The sequence below is a fragment of the Wolbachia pipientis genome, from assembly GCF_023661085.1.
GTDB lineage: Bacteria > Pseudomonadota > Alphaproteobacteria > Rickettsiales > Anaplasmataceae > Wolbachia.
This window is the reverse complement of the sequence record NZ_JAHDJT010000008.1, coordinates 1-15,041: the sequence shown is the minus strand read 5'-3', so window position 1 is coordinate 15,041 and position 15,041 is coordinate 1. Positions and strand designations below refer to the sequence as shown.

The 15,041-nt window shown below is 37.3% G+C and carries 12 protein-coding genes and 1 tRNA gene; 3 read left to right on the top strand and 10 right to left on the bottom strand.

The features are described 5' to 3' along the window. Positions 1-140: 140 nt before the first annotated feature. From DM84_RS00660 to gyrA, 3 genes are all read right to left on the bottom strand, one after another. On the bottom strand, positions 141-302 hold the full coding sequence (locus DM84_RS00660) for a hypothetical protein (RefSeq protein WP_250777588.1): 162 nt from the start codon (positions 300-302) through the stop codon (positions 141-143). Next, entirely contained in the window at positions 286-885 is a 600-nt protein-coding gene (gene petA / locus DM84_RS00655; protein WP_250777585.1) for a ubiquinol-cytochrome c reductase iron-sulfur subunit, read from the bottom strand. Before petA ends, DM84_RS00660 begins: the two co-directional genes overlap by 17 nt. 75 nt (positions 886-960) lie before the next feature. After that, positions 961-3,672, bottom strand: coding sequence for a DNA gyrase subunit A (gene gyrA, locus DM84_RS00650; protein ID WP_250777583.1), 2,712 nt, complete (start codon positions 3,670-3,672; stop codon positions 961-963). Positions 3,673-3,803: 131 nt separating this feature from the next. Between gyrA and DM84_RS00645 the strand changes: the two genes are divergently transcribed. Then, positions 3,804-3,879 (top strand) — tRNA-Val (locus DM84_RS00645). Positions 3,880-4,202: 323 nt separating this feature from the next. On the opposite strand, the gene DM84_RS00640 is transcribed toward DM84_RS00645, so the two are convergent. The 3 genes from DM84_RS00640 to yihA form a co-directional block, all read right to left on the bottom strand. Beyond that, on the bottom strand, positions 4,203-5,450 hold the full coding sequence (locus DM84_RS00640; protein ID WP_250777580.1) for an IscS subfamily cysteine desulfurase: 1,248 nt from the start codon (positions 5,448-5,450) through the stop codon (positions 4,203-4,205). 302 nt (positions 5,451-5,752) lie between these two features. Beyond that, on the bottom strand, positions 5,753-6,694 hold the full coding sequence (gene argB, locus DM84_RS00635; protein WP_250777576.1) for an acetylglutamate kinase: 942 nt from the start codon (positions 6,692-6,694) through the stop codon (positions 5,753-5,755). Beyond that, on the bottom strand, positions 6,669-7,265 hold the full coding sequence (yihA, locus tag DM84_RS00630; protein ID WP_410543766.1) for a ribosome biogenesis GTP-binding protein YihA/YsxC: 597 nt from the start codon (positions 7,263-7,265) through the stop codon (positions 6,669-6,671). The genes argB and yihA overlap by 26 nt, the downstream gene beginning before the upstream one ends. A 116-nt stretch (positions 7,266-7,381) precedes the next feature. On the opposite strand from yihA, the gene prfA reads away from it, so the two are divergent. Further along, positions 7,382-8,461 carry a peptide chain release factor 1 gene (gene prfA, locus DM84_RS00625; RefSeq protein ID WP_250777572.1) on the top strand — a complete coding sequence of 360 codons (1,080 nt, stop codon included), beginning with the start codon at positions 7,382-7,384 and terminating at the stop codon, positions 8,459-8,461. Positions 8,462-8,652: 191 nt separating this feature from the next. Continuing rightward, positions 8,653-9,438 carry a hypothetical protein gene (locus tag DM84_RS00620; RefSeq protein WP_250777570.1) on the top strand — a complete coding sequence of 262 codons (786 nt, stop codon included), beginning with the start codon at positions 8,653-8,655 and terminating at the stop codon, positions 9,436-9,438. 435 nt (positions 9,439-9,873) lie between these two features. Here DM84_RS00620 and ubiH read toward each other — a convergent pair whose 3' ends face one another. From ubiH to typA, 4 genes are all read right to left on the bottom strand, one after another. Continuing rightward, positions 9,874-11,028 (bottom strand): 2-octaprenyl-6-methoxyphenyl hydroxylase, encoded by a 1,155-nt coding sequence (gene ubiH / locus DM84_RS00615; protein ID WP_250777591.1) that lies wholly within the window; start codon positions 11,026-11,028, stop codon positions 9,874-9,876. Positions 11,029-11,088: 60 nt separating this feature from the next. Next, the gene (locus tag DM84_RS00610; protein ID WP_250777568.1) at positions 11,089-12,105 is read right to left on the bottom strand and encodes an Mrp/NBP35 family ATP-binding protein; all 1,017 of its coding nucleotides are present in this window, start codon (positions 12,103-12,105) and stop codon (positions 11,089-11,091) included. Positions 12,106-12,112: 7 nt separating this feature from the next. After that, the gene (locus DM84_RS00605; protein ID WP_250777566.1) at positions 12,113-12,973 is read right to left on the bottom strand and encodes an Rpn family recombination-promoting nuclease/putative transposase; all 861 of its coding nucleotides are present in this window, start codon (positions 12,971-12,973) and stop codon (positions 12,113-12,115) included. Between the two features lie 63 nt (positions 12,974-13,036). Further along, the gene (gene typA / locus DM84_RS00600; RefSeq protein ID WP_250777564.1) at positions 13,037-14,866 is read right to left on the bottom strand and encodes a translational GTPase TypA; all 1,830 of its coding nucleotides are present in this window, start codon (positions 14,864-14,866) and stop codon (positions 13,037-13,039) included. Positions 14,867-15,041 lie beyond the last annotated feature (175 nt).

Genomic DNA, 15,041 nt, shown 5'->3' with positions numbered 1-15,041 from the left:
TATAATGAATTTTATCAGTAACCACTAGGTTTTTTAGTTGCCATGCAACAAAGCCCACTGGGATCCAGTCTTTCCATAATAATTAGTATTATATTTTAACGTAAAACGGCTACTTTTATGCTCACCTGCTTGATAAACTCCTAGATTCCAGCGTCACGCGCTGGAATGACAGGAAAAGGGCTACTTGGATGACATCGTTTACTACGTAACCAAATCAATACTTCAAGTGTGCTCATCTGCATTTCTCCTAAAAATTCCCTACCATAACGCAAGAGAGCTACTAGGTTAAGCCTTTTTGCCAATTATCACAACATTTTCACTTGGGAAAAAATAATTAGGTATAGCCATATTTTTCGGTGCAGGCCCTCCAATTACTCGACCTGATGTATCATAATATGAGCCATGGCAAGGGCAGAACCAGCCATTGCCGTCTTTTGTAGCATAATCAACCGGCACACACCCAAGATGGGTACATATTCCAATCATAATTAACCACTCATCTTTTCCTTTGCATACTCTTTGCTCATCCGGCTGGGGATCTCGCAAATTTTTTACATCAACTGCTCTTGCCGCCTCAATCTCTTGTTTCGTACGTCTGCGAATAAATATCGGTTTACCTTGCCATTTTACTTTTTTCCCTTGCCCTTCCTGAATATTAGATAGATTAACCTCGACCGTAGACATCGCTAAAACTTCAGCGGAAGGGTTCATAGACTTAACTAGCGGCCAAAGTCCACTTGCAGCTCCTATACCTGCCATAGCACATGTAGTTAATGTTATAAAATCTCTTCTACTCTTATTTTTAGTGAGGTCTTTAACAGGAGATGCTTCTTTAGCCTTCTTGTCTGCCAACGATTTTTTATTTTTATTTAATTTTTTGTCCATCGATCTCTACTCAGCCATAAGTATATATTTTAGCTTAAATACTATAGATTAATCAATAAAAACTTGCACCTTTAGCTATCGCTCAGAGGAGACAGAGTTTCCGACTTCTTCAGAAGTGCTATCTTCAGTAGAACTAGGATCTTCAATTTTTGCCGCTGACACCACCCTTTCTTTGCTCTCTGTTTTAAATAGGGTGACTCCCTGAGTGCTACGTCCTGTGATTCTAATATCATCCACTGAAATGCGAATTAACTTTCCTTTATCTGTAATGAGCATTATATTGTCACCCTGTTCAACTGGAAAACTAGCAACAACACTGCCGTTTCTGCTGGTAGTAAGAATATTGGTGATACCAACACCACCCCTATTGGTTACTCTGTACTCATACGCAGAAGTTCTTTTACCAAATCCATTTTCGGTAATGGTTAGTATAAACTCCTCATTCACCGCAAGTTTTAAGAATAACTCACTGTCTATTCCCAAATCGTTCAAAGTCTTTTCTAACTTAGAATCAATGGCGTTATTAGTAGCAGCTTCTAGTCTTTTTGCAAGTGGAACTTTTAGGTAAAGTTCTTTTATTTCTGTTGTAACATCTATACCGTTTAGTATGGTCATGGATATCACGCTGTCGCTCTTTACAAGTTTGATGCCTCTTACGCCATCTGAATTGCGGCTTTTGAACTGGCGAACATCACTTACAACAAATCTGATGCTTTTCCCAAGCGTCGTTGAAAGTAAAACGTGATCAATTTCGTTGCATACTTTAACCGACACTAATTTGTCTCCTTCATCGAGCTTGATTGCTATTTTTCCATTACTTGGAATATAGTGAAAGTCTGCTAAAGAGTTACGCCTTATGTTTCCATGAGCAGTAGCAAAGACTATATTCTGATTTTCATCATTTTCACTTGGGAGCGGCATGATGTTAGTTATAGTTTCACCTTCAGTGAGAGGAAATATATTAACAAGCGCTCTTCCACGTGCTGTTGGCTCTGCAAGAGGTAATTTATAAACCTTTAACCTATAAACTCTGCCAATGTTTGAAAAGAATAAAAGGCTAGTGTGGGTATTTCCAACAAACAATTTCGTGGTTACATCTTCTTCCTTTAATCCCTGTCCCAGCTTTCCTTTTCCACCACGACGCTGAGTTCTATAGTGAGAAAGCTTCACGCGCTTAATGTAACCATTCATAGTTACAGTCACCACCATATCCTCTTGCGGAATGAGGTCCTCAGCTTCAATGTCTACATCTGATTCTTCTATTGAAGTTTTTCGCGGCACAGCAAATCTGTTCTTTATTTCTTGTAAATTATTCTTTATTTCTTTCATCAATTTCTCTTCTGAGCCAAGAAAAGCGATATATTCTTTTATCAGGTTGATCATTGAATTTAGCTCAGCTTCTAATTTGCCTTTTTCAAGACCTGTTAAGCGTTGCAATTTCATATCAAGAATAGCCTTCGTCTGCAGCTCAGTTAATCTGTATACTCCATCTTTTAAAAAGCTCTCACTGTCTGAAATCAAGCTAATAATCGTGTTTATTTCCGCTGAAGTCTTCCACTCTTTATTTAAAAGCTCTTTGCTTGCTTCTTCAGGATCTTTTGCACCACGGATGATTTTTATCACTTCGTCTATGCTCAAAACTGCAATGTAGAGCCCTATGTATATATGAGCTTTTTCCCTCGTTTTTCTTAGACGAAACTCTGTTCTCCTGATTAGTACTTCTTTTCTAAAGTCAACAAAAGCAGCTATGATTTCTTTCAATGACATCAGAGCAGGCCTGTTGTTACTCAGAACCAAAGTGTTAACACTAAAGCTACTTCTTAAGGGAGTAAGGCCCAGTATTTGATTCAGTACGAAATCTGCTGCAGTATTTTTCCTAAGATCAATCACTACCCTAATGCCGGACTTATCGGACTCATCTCGAATTTCAGTTATGCCATCAATTTTCTTCTCTTTTACGAGCTCACCTATTTTCTCAATTAATTTTACTTTATTTACCTGGTAAGGTATTTCATCAATAACTATTGCTTGCCTATCTTGCGGCAGATCTTCTATATGAGTTTTACCTTGTACAACAATTGAGCCTCTACCTGTGGCAAACGCTGATCTTATTCCAGACCTACCAAGAATCGTTCCACCAGTTGGAAAATCCGGCCCCGGCACCACTTCGAGCAGTTCATCTAAAGTTACCTCAGGGTTATCTATGTATAATATACAAGCATCAATTACTTCTCCAAGATTATGAGAAGGAATGTTAGTTGCCATACCGACTGCAACACCACTTGCACCATTTACCAACAGATTCGGGAACTCTGCAGGTAGTACAACAGGCTCTGTCTCATTTCCATCGTAGTTTGGCCTAAAGTCAACTGTACCTTCATCGATATCATTCAATAGAAAATGCGACACTTTGTGGAGCCTTGCTTCTGTATATCGCATCGAAGCTGGCGGATCTCCATCTATTGAACCAAAGTTACCTTGCCCATCAATAAGTGGTAAAAGAAGAGAGAAATTTTGAGCCATTCTGACCAAGGAGTCATAAACAGCCATATCACCGTGTGGGTGATATTTCCCCATTACGTCCCCAACTATACGAGCTGCCTTTTTATATGGCTTACCAGCATCGTATCCTGCCCTTGCCATTGCATATAATATGCGCCTATGAACAGGCTTAAACCCATCGCGCACGTCAGGTATAGCCCGGCTTATGATCACGCTCATTGCGTAAGAGAGATAAGAATCTTCCAGCTCTTTCACTATTGAAACTGGTACTATGTTGTCTTGCATTTTCTATACTTTAACCGAAGTAATTGTAATATTAACATTTAGTTAAGCAAATGGTCAATGAGAAATTAGACAGCATGTGGTTCTACTTTTTGTTTACAACAATAATATTGAGCTATAGAATTACACTAAAGGGGCAATTAGCTCAGCTGGTAGAGCATCTCGTTTACACCGAGGAGGTCGGCAGTTCAAGTCTGTCATTGCCCACCATATCGATTCTAATATATCACAAAATTCTGTATGGCCCCAGAGTGTGATGATATGATAAAGTATGAGAAAAAAATACCATCACAAGGAGGAATTATGGGGCTGTACACTTTTGCCTGCTGTGCATTTCATAAGTCATATTGATAACCATTATTTACTTATATCTTCTATGCTGGTTATAGAATATAGGTAGTCAACGAAAAGGTAGATCTCTTTTATTACCAATTTATGGTAAAAGATTTTAAGGAGAAACGCAGATAAGCACCGCAGAATACTTGGGAGAAGCACAAGCAAGTTGTTGACACAAAATCAGAAAGCAGGTAGACCTAATGAGAGTCCCATTTCACAGTGTTTAAATCTATTCCTTCTTGTACCATTTCCCAAAGTGGGCTCATTTCTCTCAGTCGCCCAACATTTTGAGCAATAAGATCTGCTGCATATAAAACTTCATCTTTAGTGGTAAATCGGCCAAGGCCAAATCTAATTGATGAGTGCTCAAGGTCATGGCCATTGTTTAGTGATCTTATGACATAGGAAGGCTCAAGAGATGCAGATGTGCACGCAGAACCGGAACTTACTGCTAAATCCTTGATTGCCATGATAAGAGACTCGCCCTCAACGTAGGGAAAACTTAAGTTTAGGTTGCCAGGAATTCTATTTTCATAATCACCATTTAAAACAACATCAGGAAATGCTTCTTTTATCTTGCCGTACAAAATATCTCTCAGTTCTTCCAACTTGGTTGCTTCTGTTTCCATTTCTTCTTTAGCAATACGTGCTGCTTCACCAAAACCAACTGCAAGAGGAGTTGGAACTGTTCCGGAGCGCATACCTCTCTCCTGTCCACCACCACTAATCAGTGGTGTCAGCCTGACACGAGGATTCTTTCTCCGGACATATAATGCACCTATTCCCATTGGTCCATAAATTTTGTGGCTAGAAAGGCTCATGAGATCAATGTTCATTTCATTAACATCGATCGGTACTTTTCCAAAGCTTTGAGCAGCATCTGTGTGGAAAAATATGTTATGCTTCCTGCATATTGCACCAATTTCTTTCACAGGCTGCACTACTCCGATTTCATTATTTGCCATCATCACTGAAACCAGAATTGTTCTATCAGTGATTGCTTCTTCGAGTTTCGACAAATCTATAATTCCATTTTGCTTGACAGGCAGATACGTAACTTTGAAGCCTTCATTCTCCAGATGCCGACAAGAATCCAAAACGCACTTATGCTCTGTGCAGACAGTTATTATATGGTCTCCTTTATTCCTATAAAAGTGAGCAACACCCTTTATCGCCATGTTATTTGACTCGGTTGCACCTGAGGTGAAGATAATTTCTTTGCTATCTGCATTTACCAGATCAGCAATGTGCTTCCTTGCTCTTTCCACTGCTTCCTCAGCGGCCCAACCAAATGAATGGCTACGAGAGTGTGCATTACTAAACTTACCAAAATAAGGTATCATCACCTCTAAAACACGAGGATCTACTTTAGTAGTAGACTGATAATCAAGAAATATCGGCAATTTTATCTTAGCACTGTGTGCTTTCTCATTTTCCACATTCATAGTCAGTATAAAAGTTTGAGCATAGAAGCTACAGTACTTCATAGCACTAAAGCTTCATTTTTTCAAGATATAATCTTGCCTAAGTACAAAATCCTGTATGCAAACGTTTCTATAGGGATAACGAAGAAGGAGCACTGGCTATGGCGCTGGTTCATCCTATAATGTATCCAAGTAGGTCTGCTACGCAAATTACCCACAAATCATAATGTTTGTACAGATATGCGTCACTAGCTGGAATGACATCATCTATTATGTAAATCGTTTCCAAACTTTAAACGTTCTTACAGTTATAAGTAGTGTAGCTACAAATCGTTCACAATTGATACACTCAAATTATCTTCAGTAAGTAGATCAATCAGGACATTAGGTATTCTGCCATTAACTATATGAGCAGTTCCAGCACATTCCTCCACCATTTTGGCACACACTATAAGTTTTTTAATAAGCCTTTCCTCTTTAATTTTACCGCAATTAATTGATGCATTTAGACTTTTAACAGATATCTTTCTACCACCAATTTTATCTATTTCTTCATATGTATCACTAAAGGTTACCATTTTGGATGCAGAAACTGCAATTGCTACCGCACTTGCAGCACTATCAGCATCAACGTGATATGTTTCTTTATTTCCTCCATAACCAATAGGTGCAATAACTGGTATAAAATCTGACTCCTCAAAAAAAAATAATATATCAGGATTGATCTCAGTTGGTACTCCAATAAACCCCATATCTAATATTTTTTCGATATTGCTTGATCTATTCTCCCTAAGCGTAGTGCTTATCTTTTCAGCTTTTATTAGGCTGCCATCTTTTCCACATAACCCAATGGCCGAACCACCAGCAGCATTTATATGCTGAACAATTTTTTTATTAACTGAACCACATAGCGCCATTTCAATGATTTTCACGGTATCCTTGTCCGTAAGTCTGATATCATTTACAAACTTACTATCTATACCTAAGGCTTTCAGTACAGAATTAATTTCATATTCTCCATCATGAACTATGACTGGATTTATACCAAGCTGTTTCAACAAAACAACATTATGCACAAAAGCATTGAGCAGCGTTCTGTCTGAAATTGTCATACTGCTGCATTTGATGACAAAAGTTTCGCCGACAAAGTTGGGTATATTAGACAGCACTTCAAGCAACATTTCTGTTTTTTGTTTAAATGGTACTCCACCATTTGAAAATTCACTGCTCTTCATTTCTTTATCTTGTAAACTTGAAAAACTCATCCCTTACCTTGACTATTTTACACTTAGCACGGGTGCTTATTTGATGAATTGACACATTCTCATTATTAACCCACTTTTGAGTACTTTCTAAAATGGCATCGAGATTTTTTTGACCTACTTTGTCTATTTTTGTTAGCACAACATCAAAGTTAACATGATTATATGTTAACCAATAAATAAAGTCCTTGTCTATTTCTTTTAGCCCTACTTTGCTATCTATCAACACAAATACTCTTTTTAGGCTTCTTCTTTGAGCTAAATAATACTCAATCAGATCTAAATATTGCATTGTTTCTTCCTTGCTCGCACAAGAATAACCATACCCTGGCAGATCAACAAGTCTGAACTTGTCATTGTACATAGAGTAAAAATTTATTTGTCTAGTGCACCCAGGTTTAGAAGAAACTCTGGCAGCTTTTTTGCTGTTTATCAGTAAGTTAATTAAACTGGATTTTCCTACATTTGATCTACCGGCAAACGCAATCTCTGGAACCGATTCATCTGGTAATGATTTTATGTCTGAAGCTCCAAACATAAAATTGCTGTTTGATGTCATCCTTCTTGCCATTATATATAGAAATATCTAAGGTAGTATGTATATTATAACGTTATTGCTTGATGTAAAAAATTTTTTATTTCAAGTATATATTATTTACTTAAATAGTTAAAATATTAGATCTGAGCTATATGGATATAGAAAACAATTTGCAAGATTTGAAGAAAAAATTTAATGATATAGAAAGGAGATTAGAAAATCCTACCAATTTAAGTCAAAAAGAATTTATCAACCTTTCAAAAGAATACTCTGAGCTCAGGCCGATTATCAAAATAATCGATGAATATAACACGCTGAAAGAAGAAATCTCAGACTTAGAGGAAATAATAAGAGATGAAAATAGCGAACATGATATAAAGGAATTAGCAAAAGAAGAGTTCCTTGAGAAGCAAAAGATATCATTACCACAAGTAAAAGCCAAGCTAAAATTAGCGCTATTACCTAAAGATGAAGATGATTCAAGAAACGCAATATTAGAAATTAGAGCAGGTACAGGAGGAGAGGAAGCGGCATTATTTGCAGCAATGTTATTCCGCATGTACCAAAAATATGCAGAAAGGAGAAATTGGAAATTCGAGCCAATAAGCATTTCCAGTACAGGTATAGGTGGCTATAAGGAAGCTTCTGCACTTATTAATGGCACAGAAGTTTTTGCAAGGTTGAAATTTGAATCGGGAGTACATAGGGTGCAGAGGGTACCAGAAACTGAATCCTCGGGAAGGCTGCACACTTCGGCAGCTACTGTTGCCATATTACCTGAAGTTGAGGAGGTTGATTTTAAAATAGAAGAGAAAGACCTACGGATAGATGTTTACAGGTCTAGCGGTCCTGGAGGACAGTCAGTGAACACAACTGACAGTGCGGTAAGAGTTACTCACCTGCCAACAGGAATAGTTGTAATACAGCAAGATGAAAAATCGCAGCACAAAAATAAAGCTAAAGCGCTCAAAGTATTGAGAGCAAGATTATATGAAATTGAAAGACAAAAAAAAGAAGAGGAAAGGTCAACTATGAGGAAGAGCCAAATAGGCTCTGGAGACCGTTCTGAACGTATAAGAACTTATAACTTTCCACAGTCAAGAATAACAGACCATAGAATTAATCTGACTTCACATCGGTTAGAGCAAATTATAAAAGAGGGCGAACTAGACGAATTTATTGAGGCATTAATTTCACGCAACGAAGCAGAAAGGCTAGCGGGAGAGAGTTAAGTCTGTAATTGTTTTTTTAATCACAACGGGCTTATTTCGTTGTAGTTTCTTTTTAAACTTTTTTTTTCACAGAGATCTTAAATACTTAATACCAAGACTAATCTATTTTTATAATCTAGATAAATTTTTATTGATTTCTCTATAAATATTAATACGGTACTAATATATTAACTAATAATGGCAGTAAAGAAATGCGTAATAGTACTAGTGACATACACAATGAAGTGGTGGAAAGTTTAAATAGTCTTGCTTATAATGGACAAACAAGCAAATTTAAGAAGATATTTAATATCCTTACTTATCACCATAAACAGTGCTACCTTCACACAACGATAATGAAATGTCATGCTAAAGTTATGTACTGCATATTGAGTTCAATAAAAAGGGACGAAGCACTTAGTGTGCTTTACGATTTGTTTCAGGAAAAGAAAGGATTTGCATTTAACACACTCGATGTCATTGCTCATCAATCTACTTTTTTATTTAGAACTCTATTTAGTCAATTGAATTCTCAACAAAAAGAAGATTACAAGATATATTTAGAGATAAAATCTACGGTTAGTGCTAAGCACATTTTAGAGCGTTTTTATTCAAATGATAAAAGGAAGCCTAAAACAGAAAACTCTAATGCAAAGAATTCTAATACAGATAGTAGGTTGTTAAGGCAAAGAAAAAAGCCTACTCAGAATGGATTTTTAACGTTAAATAATTCTGCAAGCTTCCTTCCAAACTCTGCAACATTAGAAGAAACAACCGATCAACACGAAATAGAACCTCTTACAGTTAACTGGGGTTTAACATCAGAAGAATATCAGGACATGCTTTCAGAGTCAGATAATCGGTCATTTGATGAATTAATCTATTGGGTAACTGGAGAACAGCTATCAAATAGCCTTCAACTCTCAATATTAAAAAAGTTTAATGAACTAGAAGAAGTAATTATAGAACCAGCAGCAAAACGTCAACGCATATTATAACAATAACTAGAAAGTGGAAGGCCTATAGCTAAGGTTTTCCCACGTCATGCCGCAATTCATTCGCGGTATTTCAGCTATAGATCCCGCTAACACGTAGCGGAATGATGATTGTCGGCGTTGCTTTAGTTATAAATATTTAAGAAATTTACCAAACAGAGAAAAAAGACAATAAAACCCCGAGGTAGCTAGTTATTCCACTCTCTATTTTAAAATCCGGCGTTGGGTGATGTCTTAAACGACTTATAAGCGCGTTTCAGCTTGAAAACCAGAAGTTTTAAAAAGACATGCAGTGCACATAGTGCGAAAAATTAAACAATAGTACGCCAAATACAAGTTTTCTTGTCATTTTAACCTGTACAGATTGGGAAGTTAAACAAATAGCTTCAGTCTCATTCTAAGGGGGTTGAAAGGATTTGTCAAATAGTTTTTTTGTTTCTATAGTCCCATAGCATGACGTATGAAATGTTTTTTGAGGAAACTTGAATTTTCAACTACCATTAAACCAAGATTTCTCAGTACTTTAGCGCAGAATATTCTGTTGGAAAATACCCTGTTTAATCCATCAGTTGTAAGCGCCATGCTAAAATTATCAAAGCATCTATCGCGTGAAATTCTCTTCAGCAGATAACTACTGCCAACGTCAATGCCAGACGCTTTTGCAGCAGTTATGTGTCTTATAACACTTTCTATGTCTCTAATTCCAAGATTAAGCCCCTGTCCTGCAACTGGATGAATCGAATGGGCCGCATCGCCAATAAGCAAAACCCTGCCTTTATGCAGCTTTTTTGCAAAAGCAAAGCTTAAAGGATAAGATTTTCTTTCACCCTCTAATTTTATTTCTCCCAAGTAAGATCCAAATCTTTTTTTGAGTTCTGCGATAAACTCTTCTTCAGATAAGCTCATCAGCATTTTTGAAATTTCAGATTTTTCTGTCCAAACTATCGAAGAAGTATGACCACCCTTCATCGGCAGAATCGCAAATGGACCACCGGGAAAAAACCGCTCCACAGCTAAGTTTTGGTGGTGCAGTTCATGTTCTACATTAAATACTATGCTACTTTGTTTATAATCAAATTTTATTACTGGTATAGAAAATAACTCCGGTAGTTTGGAGTGTTTACCTTCAGCGCAGATAAGTAGCGATGATATTAATTGCCGACTATCGTCAAGAGTAACTTCCGCAAATCCTGCATCACAAGCGATTGTTTTATAAGAATGCGGAAAGTATATATTCAGTTTATTCAAAAAATTATTATTGATTGCACTCCATATGGTAGCGTTATTGATAACATAGCCCATTGGCTCTTCACCGACCATTTTATGATCATAATGCACAGTAACCGGACTATTTCCATCTAATATGCATATATCAAGTATCGGTTCAGCTTTGCTCTCTATGAACTGCCAAATCCCTAATTTTTCCAGTATTTTCTTCGATCCCTGAGAAATAGCAAATGTTCGATTGTCATCAATCACGCGCGGTAGGCTATTTTTCTCGATCACAGCTACAGACACAGAGTCATTACTTAGGCCAATCGCAGTAATAAGACCAAGCAACCCGCCTCCTGAAATGATTACATCATAATTCATTCTATTCACGCTAACCCTGAAATTACATTTTATCTGTTTTAAAAATAGTTTAAATAGTCTTTACAGACTATTTAAAAAAGACTCAACATCCTTAGCAATGTCTTCATAAATTCCTGCTAAACCTTCACTTAGCATTAAAGGATTTCCACAATCAGAAGCATGGCATATTTGTGGATCTAAAGGAACTTTGCCTAAGAGTTTGATTCCTAATTCTTCGGACATTTTTTTTGCGCCATCTTTTCCAAATATATATGTTTTTAAGTTGTCTTGAGTAAAGTGGCTCATATTTTCCACGATGCCAATAATCGGCACGCTAAACTTTGTAAACATATCGTAAATTTTACAAGCTTCGATTAAAGCAAGCTCCTGTGGAGTTGAGACTATTATCGCCCCGGTCAAGTTAAAATTCTCCATCAGACTTAAATGCACATCGCCGGTTCCAGGTGGCGTATCAACTATCAAATACTCTATACCGGACCATCTCGTTCCCATTAGCAAATTATAAAGTGCTTTCGTGATCATAGGTCCACGCCATATTGCTGCACGATCTTTATCGATAAAATAGCCGATTGAAATAGTATGTAACCCATACTTTTCTATAGGAATTGCCTTGCCATCATGTATTTTTAGCTTTAATTCCTCAGCACCAAGCATTTTGGGAATCGAAGGACCATATATATCTGCATCAACTAGTGCAACTTTGCGCTTTAATTTTGCCAATGAAAATGCGAGATTTAGTGCAACTGTAGATTTACCCACACCTCCTTTACCAGAGGCAACAACAATTATATTCTTCACTCCCTTGATATGTAGTTTAGCTCTTTGTTGTTCAGCTTGCTTTTGACCGGCAGCAACCACGGTCACTTTTCCTACTCCTGGTATAGCTTTAACAGCTTTTTCACAATTTCTTCTCAATCCTTCATTTGCTTGTGTGTTACCAGAAATTTCAATCGCAAAACCAACATCTCTGCCCTTAATAACAATTGAGGATATTATGCCAAGAGCGATTACATTTTTACCACTTTTTTGCTCTATGACTTTTTTTAAGCTCTCTCTTACAACTTCTTTGTCGATCATTAGGCCTTTAGGTGACTTCTTCCTGAAGTTGTTTAATTTCAGCTTGGGGAAGGCCAGTTGTTTGAGAGATAATATCAATAGAGATGCCAGCCTTAAGTAGGTTTCTTGCAACTTCAATTTTTCCTCTCTCCATGCCTTCATCAAATTTTTGGTTAAGGCAGGATAAATTGTCATCTTCACGTTTCTTATCTTGATTATACGTAAAACGCTCTTCTTCACTCCAGTTGTATTGGTTCAACTCATCATAAGCCCTGCCGATAATTTCATCATTTCCTACTATTTTTCTCAAATCCTCGTCACTAGTCTCATTTGCATATCTGAAAAAATAACACCATTTTTCAACTATGCTTTCTAGTTGATCCTCTTTTGTTTTTGGAAATTTCGGTAGTTCTATGAAAGTAAAACTAAAATCCTCCAGGTCATGTTTGAAGGTTTTCTGATCAAGAGTAACGTGATCAGATTTGTACTCTGGTTTATTAGGAAATAGAACAAAATCAGTGATGGCAATAAAGATAACTCCTTTAAGGTCTTGATATCGGGCACCTATGTCAGCTTGGCTTGAATAGGCTTTAGCAGCATAGTATTGGGCGCGTTTTTCAAAGCCACTGGTCCTAGCGACCTGCATCTCAACAATTTTTTGGACACCTGTAGAGTCTCTACATAATACGTCGACAATACTTTCCTTTTTGGCAGCAATATCAGGGTTTTGAATGGGACTAAGAAAGGTTACATCCTTTATTTCAACTTCACCAATGTGACCTAAAATATCATTTAGAAAATGAATTAGAATATCTTTATTTTTCTCAGTACCAAAGATACGCCTAAAGGCATAGTTGTTTTTTGGATCTAGAAACTTTGACAAAACCATAAGAGATTTACTTAAAAACCATTAATAATTATACACTATCTTTTGCAGATATTCAACTTCTGATTACTCCTTATTCTTCGCTCTTCCTGCACGCTTACGCTCATTTGGATCAAGAAATTTCTTGCGTAACCGTATAGACTTTGGAGTGACTTCCACCAGTTCATCATCATCTATATATGCTATCATCTCTTCCAAAGTCATTATTTTTGGCGGAGTAAGTTTTATAGCTTCATCACTACCTGCAGCTCTTATATTTGTCAGCTGCTTGCCTTTAAGTACATTTATCTCCAAATCATTGTCGCGGCTGTGCTGACCAACAATCATACCGCAATATACTTTGTCTTGTGGCTTGATAAACATAATTCCCCTGTCTTGTAAATTAAAAATTGCATACGCCACAGCCTCACCTTTATCAGTGGAAATTAACACTCCATTGCGTCTTCCAGAAATTGGACCTTTATGAGGAGCATAACTGTGAAATAAACGGTTGATGATACCAGTACCGCGAGAATCGGTTAAAAACTCCCCTTGATAACCGATTAACCCCCTTGATGGCACTAAAAATGTTAACCTTGTTCTTCCATTGCCAGAAGGTCTCATGTCAGTCACTTCACCTTTTCGGAAGTTGAGTTTCTCCATGATGACTCCACTATACTCATCATCTACATCGATTACCACTTCTTCTATAGGTTCAAGCTTTTTACCATCTTCTTCTTTAAATAATACACGAGGACGCGAAACAGAAAGCTCAAAGCCTTCCCTTCTCATATTTTCAATTAAAACTCCAAGCTGTAGCTCACCACGTCCACCCACTTCAAATGCCTCGCCACTGGGTGTCGGAGTCACAGTAATCGCAACATTTGTCTCAGCTTCTGCATATAAACGATCCTTTATGACAGTGGAAGTAAGCTTTGTTCCCTCTTGCCCAGCGAAAGGTGAATCATTAACGCTTATAGTAATTGCCATTGTTGGCAGATCGACCGGAGTCGAGCTTATTGCAGTTGTAACCTCTGGTGCTGCTATAGTGTCTGAAACTGAAGCTTTCTCAAGTCCTGTAACTGCTATTATATCTCCCGCTACGGCTTGTTCTACTGGAATACGTTTTAAGCCAGAAAATGAAAGTAACTTAGTCAGCCTTCCTCGCTCAACTACCTTACCATCAAGATCGAGTACCTTGAGGTCTGAATTGACTTTTGCGATTCCTTGGTAAACTTTCCCTGTCAATATCCTGCCAAGAAACTTATCAGACTCAAGTAAAGTAACCAGCATAGCAAAAGGTACACTTTGGTCGTAAATAGATGGTTTTATATAATCTATAACCGTTGAAAATAATGGGCTTAAATCTTTTCTTTCGTCAGAGAGTTCTTTAACACACCAGCCATTTCTACCAGAAGCGTACAACACTGGAAAATCAAGCTGTTCGTTAGTTGCATCAAGGTTAAAAAACAATTCATATATTTCGTTCAACACTTCATCAATTCTGCTGTCTGGCCGATCGATCTTATTGATTATCACAATCGGCTTCAAATCTGCTTTTAGTGCTTTTGATAACACAAACTTAGTCTGTGGCATGGGACCTTCTGCAGCATCAACCAGCAGCAACACACCATCTGCCATACATAGCACCCTTTCTACTTCTCCACCAAAGTCCGCATGCCCCGGTGTATCGATAATGTTGATTTTTTCATCGCCCCACATTATTGACGTACATTTTGCAAGTATTGTAATTCCGCGTTCACGCTCTTGATCGCCACTATCCATCACTCGTTCTTGAACTTCTTGATTTTCACGAAACGTGCCACTTTGTTTTAACATGTTATCGAGTAAAGTAGTTTTGCCGTGGTCAACATGCGCAATTATCGCAATATTACGGATTGATTTAAATTCATTCATTTCTTATTATTTCAAATTTAATTTAGTAATAAGTATACATGTAATATACTTAGAGTAAATAGACCTTTTGCATAGCCATATAACAAACCTTTAGCAGCGTATGTCATCCAGCAGAAACGAAAAAAACTACTTGACAACCTTCGTCGTTACCCTTATTATAGTATTGAAGCTATTT